Origin of the sequence: Chryseobacterium tongliaonense (assembly GCF_041224435.1) — a bacterium.
Lineage (GTDB): Bacteria > Bacteroidota > Bacteroidia > Flavobacteriales > Weeksellaceae > Chryseobacterium > Chryseobacterium tongliaoense.
On sequence record NZ_JBGFFD010000004.1, the window covers coordinates 43,088 to 70,032 of the forward strand.

Annotated in this window: 28 protein-coding genes; 21 read left to right on the top strand and 7 right to left on the bottom strand. The window is 36.5% G+C overall.

What is annotated here, in order from left to right; genetic code table 11:
* Nucleotides 1–160: 160 nt before the first annotated feature.
* The 3 genes from AB8P06_RS10115 to AB8P06_RS10125 all read right to left on the bottom strand — a co-directional run bounded on the left by AB8P06_RS10115 (nt 161) and on the right by AB8P06_RS10125 (nt 1,453).
* A complete protein-coding gene (locus tag AB8P06_RS10115) occupies nt 161–721 on the bottom strand; it encodes a helix-turn-helix domain-containing protein (RefSeq protein ID WP_369841074.1) in 561 nt (186 codons plus the stop codon).
* On the bottom strand, nt 718–1,113 hold the full coding sequence (locus AB8P06_RS10120) for an acyl-CoA thioesterase (RefSeq protein WP_369841077.1): 396 nt from the start codon (nt 1,111–1,113) through the stop codon (nt 718–720). The genes AB8P06_RS10115 and AB8P06_RS10120 overlap by 4 nt, the downstream gene beginning before the upstream one ends.
* 136 nt (nt 1,114–1,249) lie before the next feature.
* The gene (locus AB8P06_RS10125; protein WP_369841080.1) at nt 1,250–1,453 is read right to left on the bottom strand and encodes a helix-turn-helix domain-containing protein; all 204 of its coding nucleotides are present in this window, start codon (nt 1,451–1,453) and stop codon (nt 1,250–1,252) included.
* Between the two features lie 271 nt (nt 1,454–1,724).
* Here AB8P06_RS10125 and rbp point away from each other — a divergent pair, with 271 nt between their 5' ends.
* Nucleotides 1,725–2,093, top strand: coding sequence for an RNA-binding regulator (gene rbp / locus AB8P06_RS10130; protein WP_369841082.1), 369 nt, complete (start codon nt 1,725–1,727; stop codon nt 2,091–2,093).
* An 81-nt stretch (nt 2,094–2,174) separates the two neighbouring features.
* Here the strand turns inward: rbp and AB8P06_RS10135 are convergent, their stop codons facing one another.
* Both AB8P06_RS10135 and AB8P06_RS10140 read right to left on the bottom strand, forming a co-directional pair.
* A complete protein-coding gene (locus AB8P06_RS10135; RefSeq protein ID WP_369841085.1) occupies nt 2,175–2,639 on the bottom strand; it encodes a BlaI/MecI/CopY family transcriptional regulator in 465 nt (154 codons plus the stop codon).
* A gap of 9 nt (nt 2,640–2,648) precedes the next feature.
* Nucleotides 2,649–3,251, bottom strand: a complete 603-nt coding sequence (locus AB8P06_RS10140; RefSeq protein ID WP_369841087.1) for a phosphatase PAP2 family protein — start codon at nt 3,249–3,251, stop codon at nt 2,649–2,651.
* Between the two features lie 125 nt (nt 3,252–3,376).
* Here AB8P06_RS10140 and pdhA point away from each other — a divergent pair, with 125 nt between their 5' ends.
* From pdhA to AB8P06_RS10175, 7 genes are all read left to right on the top strand, one after another.
* The gene (gene pdhA / locus AB8P06_RS10145; protein WP_369841090.1) at nt 3,377–4,378 is read left to right on the top strand and encodes a pyruvate dehydrogenase (acetyl-transferring) E1 component subunit alpha; all 1,002 of its coding nucleotides are present in this window, start codon (nt 3,377–3,379) and stop codon (nt 4,376–4,378) included.
* A 102-nt stretch (nt 4,379–4,480) separates the two neighbouring features.
* Nucleotides 4,481–6,097 carry a dihydrolipoyl dehydrogenase family protein gene (locus AB8P06_RS10150; protein ID WP_369841093.1) on the top strand — a complete coding sequence of 539 codons (1,617 nt, stop codon included), beginning with the start codon at nt 4,481–4,483 and terminating at the stop codon, nt 6,095–6,097.
* 156 nt (nt 6,098–6,253) lie between these two features.
* A complete protein-coding gene (locus AB8P06_RS10155; RefSeq protein ID WP_369841095.1) occupies nt 6,254–6,922 on the top strand; it encodes an ABC transporter ATP-binding protein in 669 nt (222 codons plus the stop codon).
* Between the two features lie 12 nt (nt 6,923–6,934).
* Nucleotides 6,935–7,507 carry a murein L,D-transpeptidase catalytic domain-containing protein gene (locus AB8P06_RS10160; protein ID WP_369841098.1) on the top strand — a complete coding sequence of 191 codons (573 nt, stop codon included), beginning with the start codon at nt 6,935–6,937 and terminating at the stop codon, nt 7,505–7,507.
* Nucleotides 7,508–7,548: 41 nt separating this feature from the next.
* Nucleotides 7,549–8,226, top strand: coding sequence for a RadC family protein (radC, locus tag AB8P06_RS10165; RefSeq protein WP_369841100.1), 678 nt, complete (start codon nt 7,549–7,551; stop codon nt 8,224–8,226).
* Nucleotides 8,223–9,143, top strand: a complete 921-nt coding sequence (locus tag AB8P06_RS10170; RefSeq protein ID WP_369841103.1) for a hypothetical protein — start codon at nt 8,223–8,225, stop codon at nt 9,141–9,143. Before radC ends, AB8P06_RS10170 begins: the two co-directional genes overlap by 4 nt.
* A gap of 120 nt (nt 9,144–9,263) precedes the next feature.
* A complete protein-coding gene (locus tag AB8P06_RS10175; protein ID WP_369841106.1) occupies nt 9,264–10,160 on the top strand; it encodes a phytanoyl-CoA dioxygenase family protein in 897 nt (298 codons plus the stop codon).
* Between the two features lie 36 nt (nt 10,161–10,196).
* Here the strand turns inward: AB8P06_RS10175 and AB8P06_RS10180 are convergent, their stop codons facing one another.
* Nucleotides 10,197–10,979: an FkbM family methyltransferase gene (locus AB8P06_RS10180; RefSeq protein WP_369841109.1), complete on the bottom strand. Its 783-nt coding sequence runs from the start codon at nt 10,977–10,979 to the stop codon at nt 10,197–10,199.
* Between the two features lie 138 nt (nt 10,980–11,117).
* Between AB8P06_RS10180 and AB8P06_RS10185 the strand changes: the two genes are divergently transcribed.
* From AB8P06_RS10185 to AB8P06_RS10195, 3 genes are all read left to right on the top strand, one after another.
* Nucleotides 11,118–11,630, top strand: a complete 513-nt coding sequence (locus AB8P06_RS10185) for a DUF7935 family protein (protein WP_369841111.1) — start codon at nt 11,118–11,120, stop codon at nt 11,628–11,630.
* 20 nt (nt 11,631–11,650) lie between these two features.
* On the top strand, nt 11,651–12,262 hold the full coding sequence (locus AB8P06_RS10190) for an inorganic pyrophosphatase (RefSeq protein ID WP_007846438.1): 612 nt from the start codon (nt 11,651–11,653) through the stop codon (nt 12,260–12,262).
* A gap of 170 nt (nt 12,263–12,432) precedes the next feature.
* Nucleotides 12,433–15,165: a sodium-translocating pyrophosphatase gene (locus AB8P06_RS10195; RefSeq protein ID WP_369841114.1), complete on the top strand. Its 2,733-nt coding sequence runs from the start codon at nt 12,433–12,435 to the stop codon at nt 15,163–15,165.
* A gap of 205 nt (nt 15,166–15,370) precedes the next feature.
* Here AB8P06_RS10195 and AB8P06_RS10200 read toward each other — a convergent pair whose 3' ends face one another.
* On the bottom strand, nt 15,371–16,510 hold the full coding sequence (locus AB8P06_RS10200; protein ID WP_369841117.1) for an aminotransferase class I/II-fold pyridoxal phosphate-dependent enzyme: 1,140 nt from the start codon (nt 16,508–16,510) through the stop codon (nt 15,371–15,373).
* Nucleotides 16,511–16,598: 88 nt separating this feature from the next.
* Between AB8P06_RS10200 and AB8P06_RS10205 the strand changes: the two genes are divergently transcribed.
* The 10 genes from AB8P06_RS10205 (at nt 16,599) to ilvA (ending at nt 26,590) form a co-directional block, all read left to right on the top strand.
* Nucleotides 16,599–17,654 carry a M28 family metallopeptidase gene (locus AB8P06_RS10205; RefSeq protein ID WP_369841120.1) on the top strand — a complete coding sequence of 352 codons (1,056 nt, stop codon included), beginning with the start codon at nt 16,599–16,601 and terminating at the stop codon, nt 17,652–17,654.
* A 115-nt stretch (nt 17,655–17,769) separates the two neighbouring features.
* Nucleotides 17,770–17,937 (top strand): hypothetical protein, encoded by a 168-nt coding sequence (locus AB8P06_RS10210; protein ID WP_369841122.1) that lies wholly within the window; start codon nt 17,770–17,772, stop codon nt 17,935–17,937.
* Nucleotides 17,938–18,037: 100 nt separating this feature from the next.
* Nucleotides 18,038–18,559, top strand: coding sequence for a VOC family protein (locus tag AB8P06_RS10215; RefSeq protein WP_369841125.1), 522 nt, complete (start codon nt 18,038–18,040; stop codon nt 18,557–18,559).
* Nucleotides 18,556–19,056: an endonuclease V gene (locus tag AB8P06_RS10220; protein WP_369841128.1), complete on the top strand. Its 501-nt coding sequence runs from the start codon at nt 18,556–18,558 to the stop codon at nt 19,054–19,056. The genes AB8P06_RS10215 and AB8P06_RS10220 overlap by 4 nt, the downstream gene beginning before the upstream one ends.
* A 266-nt stretch (nt 19,057–19,322) precedes the next feature.
* Nucleotides 19,323–20,225, top strand: a complete 903-nt coding sequence (ilvE, locus tag AB8P06_RS10225; protein ID WP_369841131.1) for a branched-chain-amino-acid transaminase — start codon at nt 19,323–19,325, stop codon at nt 20,223–20,225.
* Nucleotides 20,218–21,900 (top strand): dihydroxy-acid dehydratase, encoded by a 1,683-nt coding sequence (gene ilvD, locus AB8P06_RS10230; RefSeq protein ID WP_369841134.1) that lies wholly within the window; start codon nt 20,218–20,220, stop codon nt 21,898–21,900. Before ilvE ends, ilvD begins: the two co-directional genes overlap by 8 nt.
* A 10-nt stretch (nt 21,901–21,910) precedes the next feature.
* Nucleotides 21,911–23,650, top strand: coding sequence for a biosynthetic-type acetolactate synthase large subunit (gene ilvB, locus AB8P06_RS10235; RefSeq protein WP_369841137.1), 1,740 nt, complete (start codon nt 21,911–21,913; stop codon nt 23,648–23,650).
* Between the two features lie 12 nt (nt 23,651–23,662).
* A complete protein-coding gene (gene ilvN / locus AB8P06_RS10240; protein WP_369841140.1) occupies nt 23,663–24,199 on the top strand; it encodes an acetolactate synthase small subunit in 537 nt (178 codons plus the stop codon).
* Nucleotides 24,200–24,273: 74 nt separating this feature from the next.
* Entirely contained in the window at nt 24,274–25,335 is a 1,062-nt protein-coding gene (ilvC, locus tag AB8P06_RS10245) for a ketol-acid reductoisomerase (RefSeq protein WP_369841143.1), read from the top strand.
* A complete protein-coding gene (ilvA, locus tag AB8P06_RS10250) occupies nt 25,319–26,590 on the top strand; it encodes a threonine ammonia-lyase IlvA (RefSeq protein WP_369841146.1) in 1,272 nt (423 codons plus the stop codon). The genes ilvC and ilvA overlap by 17 nt, the downstream gene beginning before the upstream one ends.
* Nucleotides 26,591–26,945 lie beyond the last annotated feature (355 nt).

The following is a 26,945-nucleotide window of genomic DNA, read 5'->3' on the forward strand; positions in this document are numbered from 1 at the left end:
TGTTTGGGTCTTAGAATAGGAAAAATCTGTTTTTGCTCTCACAGATTTAGCAGATGATTGTGTTTAATTTTGATAACATTAAATTTCTTAAAACTACTATTAATTTATATTAAAAAATCGGCGAGAGTAAAACCAGATCTATCTGATTTGGGTGAAATTTTCAAACCAGATCCAACGGTTTTCTATTGTGAACTTTCAATTTTTTGAATTCAGTAGGAGTGAAGCCGGTACTGTTTTTGAACTGGGAAGATAAATGCTGTACACTTTTATAACCCAATTTTCCGGCAATTTCCGTTAAAGTAAATTCATCATACAGAAGCAGTTCTTTCACTTTTTCAATTTTTTGAAGGATAAAGAATTGTTCCAGTGTAATATTTTCATTCTGTGAAAATGTTTTTGAAAGCGAACTGTAATCCTTGTGAAGTTTTGAGCTTAAAAACTCAGATAATAAAAAGTCTTCATCAACGTCTAGTTCACCGATCTTTATAATAATAAAATTTTTAATTTTTTCGATAAGCTGATGTGCAGAGTCTTTAATTCTTTCAAATCCGGTTTCTTCCAGGTGTTTTTCGATGGACTGTAAATCTTTGTCTGAAATTTCAGATTCGGTTTCCACTTCACCCAGATTAATTGATTTAATTTTTACAGCAGCGTTGTCAAAAATACTTTCAACAGCAGAAATACATCTGCCGCAAACCATATTTTTTATAAAAATTTTCATAATCGATTGTTTAATCTATCCTTTACAAACTCTACCTGCGTTTTGCCGTGGGGAGCTGGGTTTCCGTCTTCGCCAAGGTTTACCATCACGATTTTGTCGACGGTGATAATGGTTTGGTGGGTCATTTTATTTCTCACCTCACATTTTAAAGCAAGCGAAGTAGAGCCAAACGCTGAAACCTCAATGCCGATCTCGACAATATCTCCCTGTTTTGCAGAGCTTACAAAATTAATTTCTGAAATAAATTTAGTGACCACTTTGGTGTTTTCCAGTTGGATAATGGCATAAAGAGCCGCTTCCTCATCAATCCATTGTAATAATCTTCCGCCAAAAAGTGAATGATTGGGATTTAAGTCTTCAGGCTTTACCCATTTTCTTGTATGGTAATTCATATTTGCTAATAATTTGCAGGACAAATTTAAGGTTAAAAACCGGCTTTATCCAAAGAATGAGATTTAGTTATCCAAAGAGAATTATTTATTTTCTCAATTACTTTTTAAAATGTAATTAAAATTATAAATTATGTTTTTAATCTTTATATTCCAAAAGGTCACCGGGCTGGCAATCCAGGGCTTTACAAATAGCTTCAAGAGTGCTGAAACGGATTGCTTTTGCTTTCCCTGTCTTTAAAATGGAAAGATTGGATATGGTAAGATCTACTTTTCCGGAAAGCTCATTTAAAGACATTTTTCTTTGAGCCATTATGACATCTAAATTTACGATAATAGGCATATGAAATGGAGATTTAAGTTATGTTAAATATTGCTTAAAATTAATACAAATATCAATGAAAATTAATTAATTATCAATAAATATTATCTGTTTTTTAATGAATTTTATTTTCAAATTCAACATAATGTGAGAAATAATTTCAAAAATGTTTTGATTTGAAATTTTTAATTGTATCTTGCGATAGTTTATATTTGGAATCAATATTTGTTCATTACGTTATGTTGTTTTTCTTTTATATACCAAATTTTATTAATTTTTTAATTTTATTCAAATGAACATTTTTGTTTCTAACATCAATTACGCAACTAAAGAATATGAGTTGCAAGACCTATTTGCAGAATTTGGAGAAGTATCTTCTGCTAAAATTATTACAGACAAAGAAACTGGTCGTTCAAGAGGTTTCGGTTTTATCGAAATGAACGACGAAGAAGGACAACAAGCTATTGATTCTCTTAATCAAAAAGAATTCAACGGAAAAGTATTAAACGTATCTGAAGCTAAACCAAGAGAAGAAAAACCAAGAAAAACTTTCAATAACACTAGAAGTGGAGGAGGTTATGGAAATGGTGGTGGAAACAATCGTGGTGGTGGCTACGGAGGTGGAAACAATCGTGGTAACGGTGGTGGAAATCGTTGGTAAGAAATAGTAAGCGGCTTAAGCCGCTTTTTTTATAAAACAAAAGCATCACAATCTGTGATGCTTTTTCTATAGTATGATGTTTTAATCTTTTTTCTTCTTCTTTTTCCTGTCTTTCCCTTTTTTATCTTTCTTGGGATTCAGGATTTCATTCGCAATTTCAAGTTTAGGAGCTTTTGATTTAACGGGATTCTGATCAAAATTATCGAAATAGTCTTTTAAATCTTCTTTTGAAATTAAATTTTCATGAAATAAAAGTTCAAAAATTTCTTTCCCCGAATCATTAAAAAAATGGTGTGAAAGCTCTTTTACTAAGAATTTTTTATAGCTCCCTAAAGGAACCAATACCTTGTATTTAAATATCCTGCCTTCTTTTTGGGTAGAAAGGTAGCCTTTTTCAACAAGTATTTTCAGATAAGTGGAGACGGTGTTCTGGTGCGGTTTCGGCTCCGGATGCTGTTCCATAACGTCCTTTAGATAAAAGGAATCCAACTTCCAGAATAGCTTCATTAAATTCTCTTCGGCCGCAGTGAGATGATTTATTTTCATATAATATTCTTAATGTTGAAACTGTATATTGCAATAAAGATAAAGAAAAGATACCAGAAATGCTATTCCGGCCCCCATAAATACCTCTTTTACAGTATGTCTTTTTAATATGACTCTTGTAACTCCTACTAAAACAGCAATTCCCAGCCAGATAATACCCATTTTCCAGTTTAATGCAAAAAACAGAGCTGCCACAAAAACATTAAAGGCGGTGTGCATGGAACTTTTAATAAATAAATTACTGATCTGTAATGCAAAGAGAAGAATTAATATAAACAGCATGACAAAATCTATATATCCGTTTCTGAAATAATTATAAGTAATATAGATGATAACACACGCTGCTATAAAAATATATAACGTCTTTCTCTGGACGCGGTTGGAGACATCCATATTGGTATATCTTCCGGTCTTTACATTCCATACGATCCAGATGATAACGGGAAGCATGATCATTAATAATATAGGAAGAAAATAGAACAGAGAATCTTTTAATGTATATTCCTGTACACTCATGTAAACAAAAAATATAAATAAAGAAACCAGAGGATTAAAAAAATCGGAAATTACTTTCGAGATTTTATTGATTAGGGATGGCTGTTTTTCTTCCATGAATAAGTTTAAAAATCAAATATAACACTATAACTAAAAAAACAATTGGTATGTATACAATAAAAACAAAGTTTTTTTTATAATTTTGCTCAACTATTTCATAATAAATAAGCAAGAGCTAACACATGAAAGAATTTTCTAAAGAGGTATACCTGAAGTGGTATGAAGATATGACAATGTGGAGAAGGTTTGAAGACAAATGCCGTTCTCTTTATCTAAAACAAAAAATCAGAGGTTTTTTACATTTGTATAATGGTCAGGAAGCGATACCTGCGGGTTTCACGCATGCAATGGATTTAACAAAAGACAGTATGATCACTGCTTACAGATGTCATATTCATCCAATGGCAATGGGAGTAGACCCTAAAAGAATCATGGCGGAACTTTGTGGCAAAGCTACAGGAACGTCGGGAGGTATGGGTGGATCTATGCATATTTTCAGCAAAGAGCACCGTTTCTATGGAGGTCATGGTATTGTAGGAGGTCAGATTCCTTTAGGTGCCGGTATTGCTTTTGCAGATAAATATTTTGACAGAAAAGCGGTAAATATCTGTTTCTTCGGAGACGGAGCAGCCAGACAGGGTTCATTACATGAAACGTTTAACATGGCGATGAACTGGAAATTACCTGTTGTATTTGTTGTAGAAAACAACCAGTATGCAATGGGGACTTCTGTAAAAAGAACCGCTAATCACGAAGATATCTATAAACTAGGATTAGGATACGAAATGCCTTGTCTTGCTGTAGACGCAATGGATCCTGAAAAAGTGGCGGAAGCAGCTTATGAGGCTATTGAAAGAGCAAGAAGAGGAGACGGGCCTACGTTTATCGAAGCAAGAACTTACCGTTACAGAGGTCACTCAATGTCTGATGCTGAACCATACAGATCAAAAGAAGAAGTAGCACTTCATAAAAATGATGACCCTATCGAATTGATTAAACACAGAATTTTAACAAACAACTGGGCTACAGAAGGAGAATTGGAAGCTATCGATAACAAATCAAGAGATTTCGTTGAAGAATGTATCGAATTCATGGAGAACTCTCCATATCCGGATGCTGAAAAAGTTTATGAGTATGTATATGCTCAGGAAAACTATCCGTTTATAGACAAATTTGAAAACTAAAAAATAATATGAGATAATGTAGTGATGTGCTAATTAGTTAATTAACATGTTCCTTTTCATTATCAAATTATCAATTAACTCATTATCATATTAAAATAAATTATGGCAGAAGTAATTACAATGCCCCGTCTTTCCGATACTATGACGGAAGGAAAAGTGGCGAAATGGCATAAAAAAGTAGGCGATAAAGTAAAAGAAGGAGATATTTTAGCTGAAATTGAAACAGATAAAGCTGTTCAGGATTTCGAATCTGAAGTAGAAGGAACTCTTTTATACGTAGGTGTAGAAGAAGGTGCCGCTGCTGCTGTAGATTCAGTTTTAGCAATTATTGGTAATGAAGGAGAAGATATTTCCGGATTAACAGGCGGAAGTGCTCCTGCAGCAGAAAGCTCTGAAGAGAAAAAATCTGAGGAAGAATCTAAAACAGAAAATAACGGAACAAGTGTTGAGCAAACCACAGCAGAAATTCCGGCTGGAGTAGAAGTGATTACAATGCCAAGACTTTCTGATACAATGACGGAAGGAAAAGTTGCAAAATGGCATAAAAATGTTGGCGATACAGTAAAAGAAGGAGATCTTCTAGCTGAGATTGAAACAGATAAAGCCGTTCAGGATTTTGAGTCTGAATTTAACGGGGTATTATTGAAGCAAGGTGTTGAAGAAGGTGGTGCTGCTCCCGTTGATACGGTATTAGCTATCATAGGCCCTGAAGGAACTGATGTTTCCGGAGTAGGTGCTGCAAAACCGGCTGCCCAGTCTGCAGAAAAACCTGCTGAACAAAAAACAGAAGCTAAAGCTGAAGAGAAAACTGCTGCCCCGGCTGCAAGTTCTTCATCTTCAGACAGAGTGGCAATTTCTCCGTTAGCTAAGAAAATGGCTCAGGATAAAGGTGTAGATATCAATGGTATCCACGGTTCAGGAGAAAACGGAAGAATCGTTAAAAAAGACATTGAAAACTATCAGCCGTCTCAGGCAGCTTCTACAGCATCTGCTCCGGCAGCAAATGCGGCAGCTCAGGTTGCAGTGAACTTTGTTCAGGGTCAGGATACGGAAACTCCGAACTCTCAGGTAAGAAATATCATTGCAAAACGTCTTGCTGAAAGTAAGTTCTCTGCTCCGCATTACTACCTGATGGTAGAAATCAATATGGATAAGGCAATTGAAGCGAGAAAGGAAATCAATTCTTTACCGGATACCAAAATTTCTTTCAATGATATGATCATTAAGGCGACAGCTGTTGCTCTAAGAAAACATCCGCAGGTAAATTCAAGTTGGGCCGGAGATAAAATCATCCACAGAGGAAACATCAACGTTGGAGTAGCGGTTGCAATTCCTGACGGATTGGTAGTTCCTGTTCTTAAGAATACGGATCAGATGAATTATACCCAGATTTCTGCTGCAGTAAAAGACATGGCTTCAAGAGCGAAGTCCAAAGGTCTTAAAGCAAACGAAATGGAAGGATCTACATTCTCAATCTCAAACCTTGGAATGTTCGGAATTGAAACCTTTACAAGTATCATCAATCAGCCAAACTCTGCCATCCTTTCAGTAGGAGCAATTATTGAGAAACCTATTGTTAAAGACGGTCAGATTGTAGTTGGAAACATCATGAAGCTTTCATTAGCTTGTGATCACAGAGTGGTAGACGGTGCTACAGGTGCTCAGTTCTTACAAACATTAAAAACATATCTGGAAAGTCCTTTAACTTTGTTATTGTAACAAATCCAGTCTGTAAAATATTTAAAACCTCTCATTCGGGAGGTTTTTTTATGAACATGTAAGCAATGAATTATTAGTCTGAAAAAAATCGGCAGACGTATCAAATTGACCATTTACGATTGACCTTATTTAAAATCTATTTACTATTTTTGAATCATGATTAAAGCAAGGAATATCCATAAATCTTATGGGAATTTAGAAGTATTAAAAGGAGTTGATATTCACATCAAAACAGGTGAGGTTGTTTCTATCGTAGGAGAATCGGGAGCGGGAAAATCTACCCTTCTGCAGATTCTGGGAACACTGGATTCACCAACGAGCTCTAAAAATTATGATACTGAAATCACAATTGCCGGTGAATCATTTATTAATATGAATGATAAACAGCTTTCCAAGTTCAGAAACCAGAATATTGGTTTCGTATTTCAGTTTCACCAATTGCTTCCTGAATTCACAGCTATGGAAAATGTGCTGCTTCCGACAAAAATTGCTAAAGCCAATGAGAAAGAGGCGATAGAAAAGGCATATGCGCTTTTTGAAGACCTGAAAATTGAACAGAGACTTCATCATAAACCCAATCAGTTATCCGGTGGAGAAGCACAAAGGGTAGCGGTTGCCAGAGCTCTTATCAATTCCCCTAAAATCATATTTGCAGATGAGCCTACAGGAAATCTGGATTCAAAGAATGCAGATGATTTACACAGGTTGTTTTTTGATTTAAGAGATAAATATAACCAGACATTTGTTATTGTAACGCATAACCCGAATCTTGCTGAAATTACAGACCGTAAATTGATCATGAAAGATGGGATGATTATTGAATAAACACAGCTTTTGATGATAAAAAAAATTATTTTCTCTTTTTTATTCCTGATTCTTTTTTGTGGTCTGAAGTCACAAAATGCTTCAATTTTACCGGAATCCAGAGTTACTGAGATCAAAAATTTTCTGAAAGGAAAAAGCTATAATCAGAATCTGGCGGTATTTATCAATTTTAAAATTCATTCCGGAAATTACCGATACTTTGTATACGATCTGAAAAATAATAAGGTATTGCAGAAAGCTATTGTTTCTCATGGTTCCGGATCCGTATTAAAAAATTCAAACAAGCTTGTATTCAGCAATACAGAGGGATCATACCAGTCTTCTTTAGGAAAATTTGAGATCCGTGAAAGCTATATAGGAAAATTTGGAAAATCTTACCGTTTAAACGGTCTGGAAATGAGTAACAGTAACGCTATGCAGAGAGCTATTGTTCTTCATTCTTACGGTTGTATCCCTGATAAAGAATCTCAAAACCCGGCTTGTTTAAGCTTAGGTTGTCCGATGCTTTCTTTCAATGCCTTTAATCAGACAGCGAAGTATATTGATCAATCTCAAAAACCGATTATTTTGTATGCCTTCTATTAAAAATTCTTATCTTTTAGCCTTTAACTTATAATTCAAAATTCATGTCTATAAAGTTTCTTGCCAAAGATGACAGACCTCGGGAAAAATTTTTATCAAAAGGTAAGAACTCACTTTCTGATTCTGAACTTTTAGCCATTGTAATGGGAAGCGGTAACAAAGAAGAATCTGCTTTAGAGCTGGCAAGAAGGATTTTAGCTTCTGTGGATCATAACTGGAATGAGCTGAGCTTACTTTCAATAAAAGAATTAATGAAATTTAAAGGAGTAGGGAAAGTAAAAGCTCTCTCTATTGCAACAGCCCTGGAAATAGGACGGAGAAGGATCGGACAGGATATTCCCGATAAAATTGTGATTTCAAACAGTAATGATGCCTATAAAATACTTGAAGGCCAGTTGTCTGATCTGAGAACAGAAGAATTTTGGGGAGTTTTTCTTAATCAGAGTAATAAAGTTATTCTTATTTCCCAGCTTACCCATGGCGGAATCAGTCAGTCTATTGTTGACATCCGTATCCTTTTTAAAACCGCTTTGGATCACTTTGCAACGGGAATCATTATTGCACACAATCATCCTTCAGGAAGCCTTAAACCGAGCCGTGAAGATATGTCTGTCACCCAAAGAATTAAAGAAGCAGGTAAGCTGATGAACATTCAGCTTTTAGACCACTTGATTATAACACAGAACTCATACCTGAGTTTTTCGGATGAAGGATTAATATGATTAGGAGATTACAATACAACGAGATTGACTTTAAAAAATATACGGAATGCCTGGAGAAATCTGAACAAAGGAAATATTCGGCATCCAGGTCTTTTTTAGATGTGACTTCAAACAAACACTGGGAATTATTGGTTTACAATGATTATGAAGCGGTAATGCCGGTTCCGTATGTGAAAAAATATGGTTTTAAAATTGTTCACAGCCCGATGTTGTGTCAGCAATTGGGTATATTTTCAGAAAAAGATGATCCAGGAATCAATGAAATCTTTTTAGAATTTCTGCAAAAAAATTATCTGATAAGGGTCTACAAGTTTAATGATGCGAATCAATTTCAGTCATCTTTACCACAAAGAAAGAATTTTCTTATTTTCCTTGGTTCCTATGAAAAAGTATCAGCAAGATATTCACCGAAAAGAAAACGAAAACTAAGGCTTAACCAAGACGTTATTAAAAACTCAGAGATCAAAAGCATAAGTTTCAGTGAAGCCAAAGGTTTTATAGAAGCAAATATTCTGGGGGCTGACAAAGATGATGATATTGAAGGTTTTATTCATATTTTTGAAAAATTTTATGAACTTAAAAGTCTTGAATTTTTAGCCTTTTATTATCAGAATACCCTAATCAATCTTATTGTCACTTACAATGATAGTCGGACAGTCGCCTTATTGGGCACATTCAACGATAAAGAATATGTGAAAATTTCCGGAGCTTCAGCTCTTATCGATCGTTCTATTAAAGAAAATATAGAAACAAAAATCTTTGATTTTGAAGGTGGGGAATTGCCGAATATTGAAGAATTTTTCAGAGGTTTTCGTCCGGAACTGAAGCCCTATGCAGTCTTGGAAAATTCTATGAAAATACTGATACAAAACTTTGTACGGTTTATTATAAAAGGGAAAATTCAATCATTAAGATAACTTTTGGTTAATATTGTTTAGATTAATTCTAATCAGAATATTATTTCATAAATTTATAAAGTCATTTATTAATGTAATCAAGCTATGCTAAAGCAAATCCGTAATTATAAATTGCCTTATATGGTTTATAATTTTTTCAACAGGAAAAAGTTAAAACACAATATTCCGTTGTATAAAAAATTAGGAATCAATAAAAGTTATTTTTCAAGTATTTCAAGTAAGGATTTTTCACACCTTCCGTATACAGAACGAACGATAGATGAAAGTAAGCTTGCAAATACAGCCTTTTATAAAAATTTATCCGAAGAAAACAGAGAAAGCGTCATCAACTACAATGATAACGGATATCTGATTTTAAAAAACTATCTGGATGATGATACTGTAGATAGCATCAATAGTGAAATTCATACATTAATGACTGACGGCACTTTAAAATTCCGTTACAATGGAAAACTGATGTTTGCCATTCACCATTCCGAAATTATTAAAAGTATAGGGGACGATAAAAATCTGCTGGAATTTCTTTCCATATTGCTGGACGGGCAGGCCAAACTTTTCCAAAGTATTAACTTTATCAATGGAAGCCAGCAAAAAACACATTCCGACAGTATTCATATGACTACTTATCCTTTAGGCGGACTTCTAGGAGTTTGGATTGCCTTAGAAGATGTAGATGAAAATAACGGAGCCCTTCATTACATTCCCGGAAGCCATAAGCTGCCTTATTTTTTAAACTCAGATTATGATAATGAAGGAGATGCTTTAAGAATAGGCAAGAAAAGCTATAAAGCCTATGAGGAGTTTCTCGAAAATAAAGTAAAAGAACTGGGATTGAAAAAGGAAATTTTCAAAGCCAGAAAAGGAGATCTTTTGATCTGGCATGCCAATATCCTGCATGGCGGAGAGCCACATCTTGATAAAAACAGGACAAGAAAAAGCCTCGTATACCATTTCTTTGATGAAAACAGTATTTGTTATCATGAAGTTACCCAAAGACCTGCTCTTTTTGAACTGTAAAAATAAAAAGCTACGAAATTCTCGTAGCTTTTCTGTTTATTCTTTTCCGGCAAATAAAACATCACCTTCTTCCTGTTTTATTTTCAATTGAAAAGGCTCCAGATCCCGGCTCAGCTTTTTTGAATCATATGGAGCATGTATTTCAATAATTATATTTTCAATATTTTGAAGCCACGAATTATTTTTGCTAAGAAGATCTGCTTCTGCGCCTTCAATATCGATTTTCAGCAAATCTATCTGTTGAATATGGTTATTTTTCATAAATGTTTCAACGGATAATGCCTGTACAGGAGTTCCCGATTCAGATACTTTCTGGTTGTAAGACAGCTCCTGTGTACCAAAATTTACACTTCCATCTTCAAAATGGGCCGCTGCATGGAAGCAGGTAATATTTTTAAAAGAAGCCGTATTGGCTTTCAGAAGTTCAAAATTTTCCGGGGAAGCTTCTATGGAATATATTTTTACATCGGGATATTTCAACGCAAAATAAATCGATGTCATGCCGATATGAGCTCCGAGGTCTACAATGATTTCCGGATTCTTTTTTAAAAGCTTCAGATGTTTATCATAGGCATTCTTCCAGAATATTTCATAAAAAATATCAATGTCACCTTTAAATGTTCTTAAATAAAGATCAAATTTTCTTTTTGCCTTTTTAAACTGATAAACGAAAGTTTCCCTATTATTGAGGTCAAGATTGTTTTTTTTAAACCTTGAACTGTATCTTTTTGTATTAACGATAAATGCTGTGAAAGTTTTCAGATTAGCACTCATTTCGGAACTGAAAGACAGTTTTGACAGATAGTTTTTTAAAGACATTATTTTCTTTTGCACAGATTAATACTGCAAATTAATAGTATTTATATGGAAAAGCCAGGTTTCTGTAAAAAAATAAAAATTAAAACTTCAAACGTGCACAGTGAATAGCAAATTATTAGTAATTTTGCACATCGAATTATGACTAGTTTTTCAGGATATTTACCCTATGCTTTTGCATTAATAATTGCAATTCCCTTTTTGGTTTTGCTGAGACAGTTTGTACATACCTACATTAAACTTAAGAATAAGGAAATAAATCTTCTTTCCGTAAAATCAAATTCTGAAAACAAGACTCATTCTTACGAAAGAATGACCCTTTTTCTGGAAAGGATAAAGCCTTCAAACCTTATTCTGAAATTTGACAAAAATCTGGCTGCTCACGAGTTTATTTTCCTGACTGAAAAAACGATCAATGAAGAGTTTGAATATAATTCTTCCCAACAACTTTATTTAACAAAAAATTCATGGAAAAATATTGTTGATTCCAAGAATGCTGTTATAGATTTGCTGCATACAACATATGAAAGTTTTAGCAACAGCCCCGAGCTGGATGAGTTTAAAACGGTTTTCATCATGAATTATATGAATGGAGAAGACTATATCGCTATAACGATAGAAGACCTGAGAAGAGAAATTTTAATAATAGCTTAACTAAAAATAAAAAATAAATAATGATTCCAAATTTTAAAGCACATCCATGGCATGGAATTTCTGCAGGAGAAGATGCGCCAAATGTTGTCAATGTATTTGTGGAAATCGTTCCTTCAGATACTATTAAATATGAAGTGGATAAAGAAACTGGATATTTAAAGGTGGACAGACCTCAAAAATTCTCAAATATTATTCCCGCACTATACGGATTCGTTCCGAGAACATATTGTCATAATGAAGTGATGAAACTGGCTATAGAAAGAGGTGCAGATGACGTTACGATGGGAGATCATGACCCATTGGATATCTGTGTTTTAAGCTCACATAATATTCATTCGGGTGGTATGCTGATGGAAGCTATTCCAATCGGTGGTTTCAAGATGATTGACGGTGGTGAAGCTGATGATAAAATCGTTGCCGTAATGGTGGGTGACCATGCTTTCGGACATTTCAGAGATATTACAGAATTGCCTGAAGCAGAAGTAAAAAGATTGATGCACTACTTTTTAACCTATAAAAACTTACCGGACGAGCCTGCAAAATGCAGAATTCAGGAAGTTTATGGTGTTGAACATGCTAAAAAAGTGATCAAGGCGGCACAAAAAGATTACGCTGAAAAGTTCGGCGGATAAAATGCTTCCATCAATGATAAATAAAGGATAAATGAGATTTCATTTATCCTTTTTGTTTAGAATAAACGGTGATTGATGAAGATTGATTTCGTAAGGGTGTAATTTTTTTAATATTTTGATGAGAATTATTTATTATATTTAGTTCTCTATTATCAAAAAAATATTAAACTATGGACCTATTTGTGTTAGTACCAATTTTCGGGGTTGTAGCTTTATTGTATACCTTTTTGCAAAGTAACTGGGTAAATAAGCAGAACGCCGGAAATGAAAAAATGAAAACGATCAGCGGACATATTGCTGACGGTGCAATGGCTTTTCTAAAGGCCGAGTACAAGGTTTTAGCCTATTTTGTAGTTATTGTAGCCATTTTATTGGCTGTAATGGGAATGAGTAATTCAAACTCGCATTGGAGTATAGGGATTGCGTTCGCTGTAGGAGCTGTATTTTCAGCATTGGCCGGCTTTATAGGAATGAAAATTGCCACGAAAGCCAATGTAAGAACTGCCGAAGCAGCCAGAACATCTCTTTCAAAAGCACTGAAAGTTTCCTTTACAGGTGGTACCGTAATGGGAATGGGAGTTGCCGGATTAGCGGTTTTAGGATTAGGAACTCTTTTTATTGTTCTGAAGCAGATTTTTGCTCCCGATGCTACAGTAGATTCCCATGAAATGGAAAGAACTATCGAGATTCTGACAGGATTTTCCCTTGGGGCCGAATCTATTGCCTTATTTGCAAGAGTAGGAGGTGGTATTTACACAAAAGCAGCTGACGTGGGAGCAGACCTTGTAGGAAAAGTGGAAGCGGGAATTCCTGAGGATGATCCAAGAAATCCGGCTACGATTGCTGATAATGTAGGAGATAATGTAGGAGATGTAGCAGGAATGGGAGCCGACCTTTTCGGATCTTATGTAGCTACTGTCTTAGCAACCATGGTTTTAGGACGGGAAACAGTCTCTGTAGATTCATTCGGTGGGTTTGCACCGATCCTTTTACCAATGCTTATTGCAGGAACAGGAATTATCTTTTCAATTATAGGAACTTTATTTGTTAGAATCAATGATAACGAAGGCAGCTCGACTTCAAGCGTTCAGAATGCTTTAAACCTTGGAAACTGGGGCAGTATCGTGATCACTGCGATCGCATCTTATTTTCTGGTCACTTATATTCTTCCGGATAAAATGGTTTTAAGAGGCCATGAATTCTCTAAAATGGGTGTTTTCGGAGCCATTATGGTTGGTTTGGTTGTAGGTACCCTGATGAGTATTATTACGGAATATTATACAGCGATGGGGAAAAGACCGGTTTCAAGTATTGTGAGACAGTCTTCTACAGGCCATGCAACAAATATTATCGGCGGTCTTGCCGTTGGGATGGAATCTACCTTGCTTCCGATTATTGTTTTAGCAGGCGGAATTTACGGATCTTACTTATGTGCCGGATTATACGGAGTGGCTATTGCAGCTGCAGGAATGATGGCAACTACCGCCATGCAGCTTGCCATTGATGCTTTCGGGCCGATTGCAGATAATGCCGGTGGAATTGCAGAAATGAGTGAACTTCCGAAAGAAGTTCGTGAAAAAACAGATATCCTGGATGCAGTAGGAAATACAACAGCAGCTACCGGAAAAGGGTTTGCCATTGCCTCTGCAGCTTTAACTGCCTTAGCATTATTTGCAGCTTTCGTAGGAATTGCAGGCATTGATGGTATTGATATTTACAGAGCCGATGTTTTAGCCGGTCTGTTTGTAGGTGGAATGATCCCGTTTATCTTCTCATCTTTAGCGATTACCGCTGTAGGACAGGCTGCGATGGCAATGGTAGAGGAAGTAAGAAGGCAGTTCCGTGAAATCCCGGGAATTTTAGAAGGAAAAGCAGAGCCGGAATATGAAAAATGTGTAGCCATTTCTACTGATGCATCCATAAAAAAAATGATGCTTCCTGGAGCTATTGCCATTATTTCACCGCTTCTGATCGGATTTATCTTCGGACCGGAAGTATTGGGTGGATTTTTAGCAGGAGCTACCGTAAGTGGTGTTTTAATGGGAATGTTCCAGAATAACGCCGGCGGAGCCTGGGACAACGCTAAAAAATCCTTTGAAAAAGGAGTAGATATCAACGGAAAAACCTATTATAAAGGATCTGAACCTCACAAAGCATCGGTCACAGGTGATACGGTGGGAGATCCGTTTAAAGATACTTCGGGGCCATCAATGAATATTCTTATTAAGCTGATGTCAATTGTTTCTTTGGTTATTGCGCCTACTCTGGCTACTTTACATAAAGATAAAATTGATGCCAATAGAAAAGCTAAAATTGAAAGCCTTACAGGAATGACCGGAATTCATTCCGGAAGCGAAAATATGCCTGTAGCTGAGCCTTCAACAACACAGGAGATCAAAGGCCATTTAAATGAAACAGGAGATTTTGTATATGAAACCGGAACGATTCAGGAAATTAAACTGAACGGCGGGAAAACAATCTCTCTGGGTGCAGGAAGCCAGCTGTATCGTTTGCTTAATGGAGTTAAAGAAAAAAACTCTGCCATTTTAAATCCGGACAACTGGTACACCATTGAAAATCTTTATTTTGAAACCGGTTCAAGTGATTTAAAAGCAGGTTCTGAAGTGGAATTAAATAATCTGGCCGAAATTTTAAATGCTTACCCGGGTTTGAAAATTAAATTAGGTGGCTATACCGATAATACAGGAAATGAAGAAAGCAATCAGAAACTGTCAAATTTAAGAGCCCAGACCGCCAAGTTAAAACTATTGGAAATGGGAATCTCTGCAGACAGAATTGAAACTGAAGGCTACGGTTCCAAATTCCCGGTATGTGAGGCCAATGATACAGATGAATGTAAAGCTAAAAACAGAAGAATCGACGTAAGAGTCCTTTCTTTATAAAAATCTAAAATATAATATTAAAGCACCGCTGAAACGCGGTGCTTTTTTTGTTGAAGTAAATCAAAGGAATACAAAAAAAATTAGCATAAGAAATTAATATTCGTTGAAAGAAAATAGAATATATTCAATTTTATGACAGATAAAATCCTTGCGCCTTAAACAAAACTCAATAATAATTTCACATCTTTGCGATTAACGATATAATCTATAGATTCTTTCTCAAATGCTCCAATGCCTGTATAATCACTTCATCTTTCTTAGCAAAGCTAAACCGGATATAATCAGAATCCTGCCTCGAATTATAAAATGCGGAAAGCGGAAGACAGGCCACCTTTTTCTCAATTGTAAGCCATCTTGAGAATTCTACATCAGTCATCGTTTTGGAAACATTCCTGAAATTAACAACCTGAAAAACACTTCCCTGAGATTTTTGTTCTGTTTGTAACGGAGTATCAATGATCAGTTTATTGAAAATATCCCTTTTATGCTGCATCAATTGCTGGTTTTCAGAAGGATCAAAAATTTCAAGGTATTTGGCTACCGCATATTGAGCCGGGGCATTGGCACTATAGGAAATATATTGCTGATGGCATCTGAATTTAGGGGTCAGTTCCTCGGGTGTTAATAAATAACTTACTTTCCAGCCTGTAGAATGGAACATTTTACCGAAAGAAAAAATACAAAATGTCCTTTTTCTTAGTTCAGGATGGATGAATGAGCTGTAATGTTCTATACCATCATAACAATACGTATCATAAATCTCTTCTGAAATCAGATAAATTTCGCGGTCTTTAATTAGCTCATACAGTTGATTCCAATCCGATTGATCCCATATTTTTCCGGTGGGGTTTTGCGGAGAATTCACAATAATAGCTTTAGTTTTTTCTGAAATGCAATTTTGAAGTTTTTCCCAGTTTATCACAAAATCATTGTCAAGATCATAATACACCGGAACTCCGCCGTTAAGAACTACAGAAGGTCCGTAAGTATAATAAGATGGCTGAATAATGATAACTTCATCACCTTGATTTAAAATGCATTTAAGGGAAGTATATAAAGCAAAGGTTGCACAGGGAACAATCGTTATTTCATTTTCTTTCAGGGAAATTTTGTTTTTCCTTTTTAAGTTGAATTGGATAATATTGCTGATCAGCAGAGGGTTTCCAGCAATGGGCTCATAATTATGGTGAATAGCATCTGCGGATTCTTTAAGGAAATATTTTAAGCGTTCATCAATGGTAAAATCCGGAAGGCCTAATGAAAGGTCATAACTGTTGTGTGTCGAGGCAAGCTCAGACATTTCAGTAAAAAATGAATAATGATTGAATCCGTAAATATTTTCCATGCATTTTGCATTTATACCAAATATAGGAAAAATTAGAATCTGTTACAGGTTAAATAAATTTTGTTATTTTTAAGGAAATAATTTTATAATGAGAAAAATACTTATTCCACTATTTTCTGTTGCTGTATTGGCAAGCTGTGGAACTGCTAAAGTAGTTAACGACGGGAAAAGCACTACGGATTCATCTCCAAAAATTTCATCTAAAGCTGAAAAAGCATTTCAGGCTGCTTACCAGACCATTAGCGCAGAAGATTTAAAGAAAAATCTATATGTAATTGCTTCTGATGAAATGGGTGGCAGAGATACCGGAAGTCCCGGACAGAAAAAAGCAGGAGAGTATATGATTAATTTTTATAAAACCTTAGGAATCTCTTATCCTAAATCACTTGGATCTTACTATCAGAAAGTTCCGGCTGATTTTATGAAAAAAAGAGGCGGTGGTAACCTTCCGGATTCAGAAAACATCCTTGCGTTCATAGAAGGAAGTGAAAAACCCGATGAAATCATTGTGGTATCCGCGCATTATGATCATGTAGGAACAAGAAACGGAGTTGTTTATAACGGAGCAGATGATGACGGTAGCGGAACGGTAGGAGTAATGGAAATTGCAAAAGCTTTTCAGGCTGCCAAAAAAGCAGGGAACGGACCTAAAAGATCAATTCTGTTCCTTCATGTAACCGGAGAGGAGCATGGCCTGTTCGGATCTGAATTCTATACAGATAACCCTGTATTTCCATTAGCGAATACTGTAGTTGATCTTAACATCGATATGATCGGCCGTGATGATCCTGAAAACAGAGGAAAACAGTATGTATATGTGATTGGTTCAGAAATGTTAAGCTCACAATTGAAAGTAATCAATGAAGCAGCTAATAAGAGAACCAACAATCTGGAACTTAATTACAAATATGATGATCCTGCAGATCCTCAAAGATTGTATTACAGATCAGACCACTATAATTTTGCAAAAAACAATGTTCCGGTAGCATTTTTCTTTGATGGAATTCATGAAGATTATCACAAACCTACTGATGATGTTGAAAAAATCGACTATGCTTTGTTACAGAAAAGAACCCAATTGGTTTTTGCAACAGCCTGGGAGATCGCTAACAGACCGGAAAGAATTGTTGTTGATAAAAAATAGTTGGTTAAATTCCAATTATTAAAAATAACTCAGTACCTTTTCGATTAAATAAAAATAAATAAGCCTGTAAGAAATAATATCTTATAGGCTTTTATTAAAGTCTTAATTAAATAGTATGATAATCCGTGAAGCCAGGCATGAAGACATCCCGCAAATACAGTTTGTAAGAAATTCTGTGAAAGAAAATACACTCTCTGATCCTTCTTTGGTCACCGACCGGGATTGTAAAGCGTTTTATTTGAAAGAGGGAAATGCTTGGTTTGCGAAATTGATCGCCGGATAGCAGGATTCGCCATCGTTGATCTTCAAGAAACAATATCTGGGCTTTATTTTTACATCCCGGTTTTGAAAAACAGGGAATAGGAAGGAAGTTACATGATATTATGCTTGACTGGTATTTTGAGCAGACAAAAGATACCGTTGGCTGGGAACAGCACCCGGCACAAGAGCTGAGACATTTTACAGAAAATCCGGCTGGAGAAATTAAATTTGAAATGTATTATATTCACTGGGAAAAACAGAGAGAAATGAAACAGAATCTAAAATCATTAAGACCTTTTATAGGCGCTGAAAACTTTGAGATCAGCAGAAACTTCTATAGTGATCTGGGATTTGAAGAAATTATTTTACAATATAATTTATCACTGTTCAAAAAACAGGAAATAGCGTTCTATCTTCAGGATGCTTATGTGAAAGACTGGATTGACAATACGATGCTTTTCATGGAAGTTGAGAATGCTGAAGAATTCTGGCAGGAGCTTTTATCTTTAAACCTTCCTGAAAAATACGAAAAAGTAAAACTCAGCCCTGTCAGAACGTTGGATTGGGGAAAAGAATGCTTCGTACATGATCCGTCCGGGATTTTATGGCATTTCGGTGAGTTTTTAATAAATAACCGAAGATGATTTACGCTTTTGATACCTACTATTACGATGATTATGCTAATACAATCTGTATTGCTTTTGAAGACTGGAGTTCTGAGAAAGAAACTGATATTTTCAGCGAAAAAACAGAAATTACATCCGGATATCAAAGCGGCGAATTTTATAAAAGAGAATTACCATGTATCCTGAGTTTATTGAACAAAATTGAGCTTAAAGAAGGGGATAGCATTATCGTTGACGGTTACGTTACCCTGAATAATGATGGCAAAATTGGTTTGAGTGGTCATCTTTATGAAGCTTTAGGTCAAAAATATCCGGTGATAGGGATCGCAAAAAATGAATTTTCATCCCCGGATTCTCAAAGGAGAAGCATTTACAGAGGTGAAAGCAAAACACCCCTGTTCCTTACTGCAAAAGGGATTGATGTAGACACACTGATTCCCAAAATAGAACGGATGCATGGTTCCTATAGAATCCCTGCACTTCTGAAAAAACTGGATCAGCTGACAAGAACATAAACTACGATTCTTTGATTATTTTGCAAAAAAACTTTAAAATATTTTTTTAATTGAAAAAAATTGATACATTTGTCTCATCAAAAATCAAAAATGAATAAAACATTCAACAATATTATTACTGTCATTCTTGTCATTATCGGATCCCCGGTGATGAGCAGTGGCATTGTTGAAAGTTAGCAAAAATATATTTCAAATAAATGAAGCCATTCTCATCAGAGGATGGCTTTTTTTATTGAGTTTAACCGAAAAATCTTATAAAGACAAGTATGTATTACAACGAAAAAAGTATTCTTTACTACGACGGAAAGTTTTTAAAAGCTACAAAAGCTTCCACCGATCTCTACGGGCAATCCCTTCACTATGGATATGCTGTGTTTGAAGGAATTAAAGCCTATAAAACCCAAAACGGAACCAAAATTTTCAAAGCGGAAGAACATTATGACAGGCTCAGAAAATCTGCTGAACTGATGATGATGCCTTTTGATTACACCACACCGGAAATGATTGAGATCACTTATGAACTTTTGGAAATGAATAATTTAAGCAATGCTTACATCAGGCCGCTTGTTATCTGTTCACCCAATATGGCTCTTTCAAAAGGACTGAAAAGCTTTTTGGTTATAGAAGCATGGAATTGGGACAACGGTTATTTATCTGAAGGATTGAGAGTAATGACGTCTTCTTTTGAACGGCCCAATCCTAAAGCATTTAAGATAGAAGCTAAAGTCAGCGGGCATTATGTAAATTCTATTTTAGCATCCCAGGAAGCGAAGGAAAAAGGTTTTAATGAAGCATTACTTTTAGATGAATACAGGAATGTTGCGGAAAGTTCGGGAGCCAATGTTTTTTATGAAAAAGATTCAAAACTGTACACACCCGAAAAAGGCAGTATCCTGCCGGGGATCACAAGAGCGACTGTTTTCGAGATATGTGATCAGTTAGGGATAGAATACGAGGAAAAACGATTCAAACCCGAAGAAATGAAAGGTGCTGATGCGGCATTTTTTTGTGGTACAGCTGCAGAAATAGTGGCTCTGGAATCCCTGGATGAAGTTCCCTTTCAACTTGAATGGAAGAAAAGCACTTCTGCATTGGTACAACAAGCTTACAGGCATCTTGTTTTGGATGAAGATTATACTTACCTGAAAAATCAGTTGCAATATGTGTAAACCCCTTAATAAATATTCCAGAACACTTACCCAGGATCCTACACAGCCTGCAACTCAGGCCATGTTTTATGGGATAGGGTTTCAGAAAGAAGATTTTGAAAAGGCTCAGATCGGAGTGGCAAGTATGGGCTATGACGGAAATACCTGCAATATGCATCTGAACGGTCTTGCCCAGCTTGTGAAGACAGGGGTAAATGAACAAAACCTTGTAGGATTGATGTTTCATACCATAGGAATCAGTGACGGAATGACGAATGGTACTGATGGAATGCGATATTCACTGGTGAGCCGGGATATTATAGCCGATAGCATTGAAACGGTATGTGCGGGGCAATATTATGATGGCCTGATTACCGTTCCCGGATGTGATAAAAATATGCCGGGATCAATAATGGCGATGGCCAGGCTCAACCGTCCTTCTATCATGGTATACGGTGGAAGTATAGAAGCCGGCCACTACAAAGGAAATGATCTCAATATTGTTTCTGCTTTTGAAGCATTGGGAAATAAAATTGCAGGAAAGCTTTCAGATGAAGACTATGAAGGGATTATAAAAAATTCCTGCCCGAGTGCCGGAGCCTGCGGCGGAATGTATACTGCGAATACCATGGCATCTGCTATTGAAGCGTTGGGAATGAGCTTACCATACTCATCATCTTATCCTGCACTAAGCAAAGAAAAGAAAGAAGAATGTCTCTTTGCCGGACATTACATAAAAATATTACTGGAAAAAGATATCAAACCTTCCGATATCATGACCCCGAAAGCTTTCGAAAATGCCTTAAGAATTATTATGGTTTTGGGTGGAAGTACAAATGCGGTCCTTCATTTTATAGCCATAGCGAAAAGCATAGGCTATCATTTAAGCCTGGATGATTTTCAGAGAATAAGTGATACCACACCTTTGTTGGCAGATCTGAAACCAAGCGGGAAATATCTGATGAATGATCTTCACCAGGCAGGCGGTGTTCCGGCGGTGATGCGGTATATGCTGGATCTTGGACTTCTTCACGGAGACTGCCTTACCGTGACCGGAAAAACAATGGCTGAAAACCTTATGAATGTCACTTCAGTTATAGACAGAGAACAAAACATCATCCGAAATATTAATGATCCCATTAAAGAAACAGGGCACATCAGGATTATGTACGGAAACCTGGCAGAAAAAGGATGTGTTGCAAAAATTACAGGAAAAGAAGGAAGCTTTTTTAAAGGTAAAGCAATCGTTTTTGACGGTGAAAAAGAGTTTATCAAAGGCATAGAAGATAAAATGATCAGCGATGGCGATGTGGTGGTCATCAAAAATGAAGGCCCGAAAGGAGCCCCCGGAATGCCGGAAATGTTAAAGCCTACTTCCGCATTAATGGGCTCAGGATTAGGGAAAAATGTTGCTTTAATTACCGACGGACGTTTTTCAGGAGGAACTCATGGCTTTGTGGTGGGACACATTACTCCGGAAGCTTTTGAAGGCGGATTGATAGGTCTCGTGAAAAACGGTGACATCATTGAAATTGATGCTGAAAAAAATACCATCAACCTTATGATAACAGAAAATGAGTTGGAAGAAAGGAAATCAGGATTTAAAAAACCGGATTATAAAGTGAAAAGCGGTGTTTTATATAAATATGCAAAACTCGTTTCAGACGCTTCTCAGGGATGTATAACAGATTTTTAAATTAGAAAAAATGAAGCCAGCATTAAATACATTAAAAGAAAATAAACCTGTTTTCCGGACGAAAAAATTGAAGGGAGCAGAAGTGGTTCTTGAAATTTTTAAAGAAGAAAATGTAAAAACGGTATTTGGATACCCGGGTGGAGCCGTCATCCCGATCTATGATGCATTGTATGATTATAAAGATGTTCTGCAGCATATATTAGTAAGGCACGAGCAGGGAGCAATTCATGCAGCACAGGGATATTCAAGATCTTCCGAAAATATCGGAGTCGTTATTGCGACCAGTGGTCCGGGAGCTACCAATCTTATCACGGGGCTTGCCGATGCCATGATTGACAGTACGCCCTTGATATGCATTACCGGACAGGTATATGCTTCACTTTTAGGATCTGATGCTTTTCAGGAAGTGGATATCATAAACGTTACTGCTCCTGTTACAAAATGGAATTGCCAGGTTACTGATGCAGAAGACATTCCAAAGATACTGGCAAAAGCATTTTATATTGCAAAATCCGGCCGGCCGGGGCCTGTTTTAATTGATATTACTAAAAATGCACAGCTCCAGGAAATCGATTTTTCAGGCTATGAAATTTGTCAGTCAATACGCTCGTATCGTCCTAAACCAGATATCAGAAACGAATATATAGAACAGGCAGCACTACTTATCAATAACGCTAAAAAACCATTTCTGTTATTCGGGCAGGGTGTCATTATCGGGAATGCTGAAGAAGAGCTGAAAAAGATGGTTGAAAAAACCGGAATTCCGGCTGCATCTACAGCACTGGGGCTGGGAGCTCTTTCTACAGAACATCCGTTATATGTTGGCATGTTGGGAATGCATGGCCATTATGCACCCAATAAATTAACCAATGAGTGCGATGTATTGATTGCAGTAGGAATGCGCTTTGATGACCGTGTTACCGGAAAGCTTGACCAATATGCAAAGCAGGCAAAAGTAATCCATTTTGATATTGATCTTGCAGAAATTGATAAAAATGTAAAAGCTGATGTTCCCGTTTTAGGCGATTGTAAAGAAACACTTTCGCTGCTCACTCCAATGTTGAATGAGAATACTCATGATGATTGGCTGAGCCGGTTTAAAAAACTTCAGTACGAAGAGCATGAAGAAGTTATTGAAAAAGAGCTTAATCCCACAACGGACGAGCTTACAATGGCCGAAGTGCTTAAATACCTGAACGAAATTACGAATGGTGAATATATCATCTGTACTGATGTAGGACAACACCAGATGATTTCCTGCAGGTATGCAGAGTTTAAGGCATCAAAAAGGAATATAACCTCCGGCGGACTGGGAACAATGGGTTTTGGTTTACCTGCTGCAATAGGTGCAAAAATGGCCAATCCTGATAAGCATGTCATCTGCATTGCCGGAGACGGTGGATTCCAGATGAATATTCAGGAGCTGGGAACGATTGCCCAGTTTAATATCGGGGTCAAAATGATTATCCTCAATAATTCCTTTTTGGGTATGGTTCGTCAGTGGCAGGAGCTGTTTCATGACAAGCGGTATTCTTTTGTAGACATTACAAGTCCTGATTTCCCAGCTGTTTCAGAAGCGTATGGTATCAAAGGAAAGCATGTAACAGACAGAGCATTTCTAAAATCTTCACTGGAAGAAATGCTCAATACAGAAGGATCTTACCTTCTTGAAATTAAGGTAGGACGGGAAAATAACGTTTTTCCTATGGTACCTCAGGGTTGCAGCATCAGTGAAATCCGTTTAAAATAAAATCTTTTTAAAATGAACAAACAAGAATATACCATAAGTGTCTTTACCGAAAATCAGGTAGGACTGCTTACAAAAATAGCCATGGTTTTTTCCAGAAGGGGAATCAATATTGACAGCCTGAACGTATCTCCAACAGAGATCGAGAGCATTTCAAGATTTACCATTGTCGTGAATATTGAGGAAGAAACCGTGAGAAAAGTATCAAGGCAGATTCAGAAATTAGTTGAAGTAATTAAAGTCTACTATAACACCAATGAAGAAATTGTCTGGCAGGAGTTAGCCCTTTTTAAACTGAAAACCAATGTTGTTTCAGAAAAGTTTTATGTAGAAAGGATATTGAGGCGTTATGGAGCTACGATTGTCAGCATAAGAAATGATTATACGGTATTTACCATTGTCGGACATCATGAGGAGATAGACAGCTTTCAGGAGCTTCTCGAGCCACACGGCCTTATAGAATTTATAAGAAGCGGAAGAGTAGCGGTGATCAAATCAAACGGAGGCTTTCATAAAAAATTAAAGGCACTCGAAAAAACAGCTTATCAATAAAAAAATGAACACAGATCCAATCTATAAAATAGCCTTTAGAAAGGTTGAAAATATTAACAATTAAATACAAAATTATGGCATTAATTAAATTTGCAGGAGTAGAAGAAAACGTAATCACAAGAGATGAATTTCCGGTAGAAAAAGCCAGGGAAGTTCTGAAAGATGAAACCGTAGCAGTATTGGGATATGGTATTCAGGGGCCGGGACAGGCTCTTAATCTTAAAGATAATGGGATTAATGTAATTGTTGGACAGCGTAAAAATTCTAAAAGCTGGGATAAGGCAGTAGAGGATGGCTTTGTTCCCGGTGAAACCCTTTTTGAGCTGGAAGAAGCAGCACAAAAAGGAAGTATTCTTTGTTACTTATTAAGTGATGCCGCACAGATCGAATTCTGGCCGGTATTGGAAAAACAGCTTACCCCGGGAAAAACATTATATTTTTCACACGGTTTCGGGATCACCTACAACCATCAGACGAATATTATACCACCCAAAGATATAGATGTCGTTTTAGTAGCTCCTAAAGGTTCGGGAACTTCTTTAAGAAGGCTTTTTGTTGAAGGAAAAGGACTGAACAGCAGCTATGCAATCCATCAGGATGCAACAGGAAAGGCCAAAGATAAAGTAACGGCGTTGGGAATTGCCGTAGGAAGCGGATACCTGTTTGAAACCAATTTTAAAAAAGAAGTTTACAGTGATCTGGTAGGAGAGAGAGGAACTTTAATGGGTGCGATACAAGGGCTTTTTGCCGCTCAGTTTGAAGTTTTAAGAGCTCAGGGGCATTCCCCTTCCGAAGCATTTAATGAGACGGTGGAAGAATTAACTCAGTCTTTAATGCCTCTTGTCGCTGAAAACGGGATGGACTGGATGTATGCCAATTGCTCTACAACAGCCCAGAGAGGTGCTTTAGACTGGTGGAAGAAATTTTATGATGCTACTAAACCCGTATTTGAAGAATTATATGGAAGTGTAAAAGAAGGTAATGAATCACAGAAGTCTATTTCCAGCAACAGCAAAGAAAATTATAGGGAAGGACTGAATAAGGAACTTGAAGAATTGAGAAACAGTGAATTATGGCAAGCCGGAAAAGTCGTAAGGTCACTGCGTCCGGACAGAGCGTATGAATATGAAAAATAAAACCCTGAACTTTCCATCATTGGATTCGGTGAAAACTGCCCGGAAAACCCTGGAAGATATCATCAATACAACACCATTACAAAAAAGCCGGCGACTTTCAGATCAGTTTTCAGCGGATATATTCCTTAAAAGGGAAGATATGCAGCCTGTACGTTCCTATAAGATCAGAGGAGCTTATAACAAAATCTATAATCTGTATGCAAAAAATGAACTGAAAAGTGGAATTGTATGTGCCAGTGCGGGAAATCATGCGCAGGGAGTTGCATTCGCCTGCAATAAGCTCAAAATTCCCGGGACTGTTTTTATGCCGGTTACAACACCGAAACAAAAACTGGAACAGGTAGCTATGTTTGGCGGAAGCTTTGTTGAAATACAACTCATCGGCGATACTTTTGATGATTCAAAACAGGCAGCGATACAGTACAGTGAAGATTCCGGAGCAGCTTTTATCCATCCTTTTGATGATATTCAGATTATTGAAGGCCAGGCTACTTTAGCAATGGAGATCCTGGAACAGGCAGAAGAAAAAATTGATTTTGTTTTTGTGCCTTTAGGCGGTGGCGGATTGGCTGCCGGTATTGTAACCGTTTTTTCAGTCCTGTCTCCTGAAACGAAGATCATCGTTGTGGAACCTAAAGGTGCAGCTTCAATGAAAGCCTCTATTGAAGCAGGAATCAATACGCAGCTGACTCATATTGATAAATTTGTAGACGGAGCTGCCGTTCAGAAAGTCGGTGATCTTAATTTTGATATCTGCAAAGACGATATTCACGAGTGCATTGCCGTAGATGAAGGGAAGGTCTGTGAGACGTTACTGGAACTCTACAACAAAGATGCAATGGTTCTGGAACCTGCCGGAGCTCTTGCTATTGCCGCACTGGATCAGTATAAAGACAGAATATCCGGGAAAAATGTAGTCTGTATTGCCAGTGGAAGTAATAATGATATTACCAGAACAGAAGAAATAAAAGAACGGGCAATGCTTTATAAAGGATTGAAGCATTATTTTATTGTCAGGTTTCCGCAACGTCCGGGATCACTTAAAGAATTTGTTCTGAATGTTCTCGGAAAGTCAGATGACATTACTTTTTTTGAATATACCAAAAGAAATTCCCGTGAAACAGCCTCTGCTATTGTAGGGATAGAAATTGCTTCTTATTCTGATTTTAAAGAGCTTTTAGAAAGGATGAAAAAATTGGGGTATTATGAATCTTACCTTAATGATTCCCCCGATATGATGAATATTTTAATTTAATCAATATTAAAGCCACTACGATCAAGTGGCTTTATTTTTATCAGGATAATATTTTATTCAATAAGTTGATTTTTAGATTGTTAATTGTATTTTATTCACTGTAGAAAATAAATTAACGATAGACTGATAAATATCATCAGGTAGATTATTTTTATTAAGTCTAAATAAATATAAATTTGTCTCACCAAAACAAACACATATCTAATCATATCCATATCAATTTTTGTTTTTTTTAAACCGGTGAGGCGAAACCTTACCGGTTTTTATTTGGCTATAACCGGGATGATAAAGATAGGTTAAAAAAATATTTTTTTCTGTGAGTTTCCGGAATAGTCTTTATAACTTGCCATATCTA

Excerpts from the sequence above, each read along its gene's own strand:
- AB8P06_RS10150 (WP_369841093.1), top strand. The coding sequence starts at position 4,481 with ATGGCAGAAGTAATTACAATGCCCCGTCTTTCCGATACTATGACGGAA.
- AB8P06_RS10155 (WP_369841095.1), top strand. The coding sequence starts at position 6,254 with ATGATTAAAGCAAGGAATATCCATAAATCTTATGGGAATTTAGAAGTA.
- AB8P06_RS10135 (WP_369841085.1), bottom strand. The coding sequence starts at position 2,639 with ATGAAAATAAATCATCTCACTGCGGCCGAAGAGAATTTAATGAAGCTA.
- ilvD (WP_369841134.1), top strand. The coding sequence starts at position 20,218 with ATGTGTAAACCCCTTAATAAATATTCCAGAACACTTACCCAGGATCCT.
- AB8P06_RS10140 (WP_369841087.1), bottom strand. The coding sequence starts at position 3,251 with ATGGAAGAAAAACAGCCATCCCTAATCAATAAAATCTCGAAAGTAATT.
- rbp (WP_369841082.1), top strand. The coding sequence starts at position 1,725 with ATGAACATTTTTGTTTCTAACATCAATTACGCAACTAAAGAATATGAG.
- pdhA (WP_369841090.1), top strand. The coding sequence starts at position 3,377 with ATGAAAGAATTTTCTAAAGAGGTATACCTGAAGTGGTATGAAGATATG.
- ilvE (WP_369841131.1), top strand. The coding sequence starts at position 19,323 with ATGTATTACAACGAAAAAAGTATTCTTTACTACGACGGAAAGTTTTTA.
- AB8P06_RS10180 (WP_369841109.1), bottom strand. The coding sequence starts at position 10,979 with ATGTCTTTAAAAAACTATCTGTCAAAACTGTCTTTCAGTTCCGAAATG.
- AB8P06_RS10125 (WP_369841080.1), bottom strand. The coding sequence starts at position 1,453 with ATGCCTATTATCGTAAATTTAGATGTCATAATGGCTCAAAGAAAAATG.
- AB8P06_RS10205 (WP_369841120.1), top strand. The coding sequence starts at position 16,599 with ATGAGAAAAATACTTATTCCACTATTTTCTGTTGCTGTATTGGCAAGC.
- ilvC (WP_369841143.1), top strand. The coding sequence starts at position 24,274 with ATGGCATTAATTAAATTTGCAGGAGTAGAAGAAAACGTAATCACAAGA.
- AB8P06_RS10195 (WP_369841114.1), top strand. The coding sequence starts at position 12,433 with ATGGACCTATTTGTGTTAGTACCAATTTTCGGGGTTGTAGCTTTATTG.
- AB8P06_RS10160 (WP_369841098.1), top strand. The coding sequence starts at position 6,935 with ATGATAAAAAAAATTATTTTCTCTTTTTTATTCCTGATTCTTTTTTGT.
- ilvN (WP_369841140.1), top strand. The coding sequence starts at position 23,663 with ATGAACAAACAAGAATATACCATAAGTGTCTTTACCGAAAATCAGGTA.
- AB8P06_RS10185 (WP_369841111.1), top strand. The coding sequence starts at position 11,118 with ATGACTAGTTTTTCAGGATATTTACCCTATGCTTTTGCATTAATAATT.
- AB8P06_RS10220 (WP_369841128.1), top strand. The coding sequence starts at position 18,556 with ATGATTTACGCTTTTGATACCTACTATTACGATGATTATGCTAATACA.
- AB8P06_RS10170 (WP_369841103.1), top strand. The coding sequence starts at position 8,223 with ATGATTAGGAGATTACAATACAACGAGATTGACTTTAAAAAATATACG.
- AB8P06_RS10120 (WP_369841077.1), bottom strand. The coding sequence starts at position 1,113 with ATGAATTACCATACAAGAAAATGGGTAAAGCCTGAAGACTTAAATCCC.
- ilvB (WP_369841137.1), top strand. The coding sequence starts at position 21,911 with ATGAAGCCAGCATTAAATACATTAAAAGAAAATAAACCTGTTTTCCGG.
- AB8P06_RS10190 (WP_007846438.1), top strand. The coding sequence starts at position 11,651 with ATGATTCCAAATTTTAAAGCACATCCATGGCATGGAATTTCTGCAGGA.
- ilvA (WP_369841146.1), top strand. The coding sequence starts at position 25,319 with ATGAATATGAAAAATAAAACCCTGAACTTTCCATCATTGGATTCGGTG.
- AB8P06_RS10210 (WP_369841122.1), top strand. The coding sequence starts at position 17,770 with ATGATAATCCGTGAAGCCAGGCATGAAGACATCCCGCAAATACAGTTT.
- AB8P06_RS10200 (WP_369841117.1), bottom strand. The coding sequence starts at position 16,510 with ATGGAAAATATTTACGGATTCAATCATTATTCATTTTTTACTGAAATG.
- AB8P06_RS10115 (WP_369841074.1), bottom strand. The coding sequence starts at position 721 with ATGAAAATTTTTATAAAAAATATGGTTTGCGGCAGATGTATTTCTGCT.
- AB8P06_RS10175 (WP_369841106.1), top strand. The coding sequence starts at position 9,264 with ATGGTTTATAATTTTTTCAACAGGAAAAAGTTAAAACACAATATTCCG.
- radC (WP_369841100.1), top strand. The coding sequence starts at position 7,549 with ATGTCTATAAAGTTTCTTGCCAAAGATGACAGACCTCGGGAAAAATTT.
- AB8P06_RS10215 (WP_369841125.1), top strand. The coding sequence starts at position 18,038 with ATGCTTGACTGGTATTTTGAGCAGACAAAAGATACCGTTGGCTGGGAA.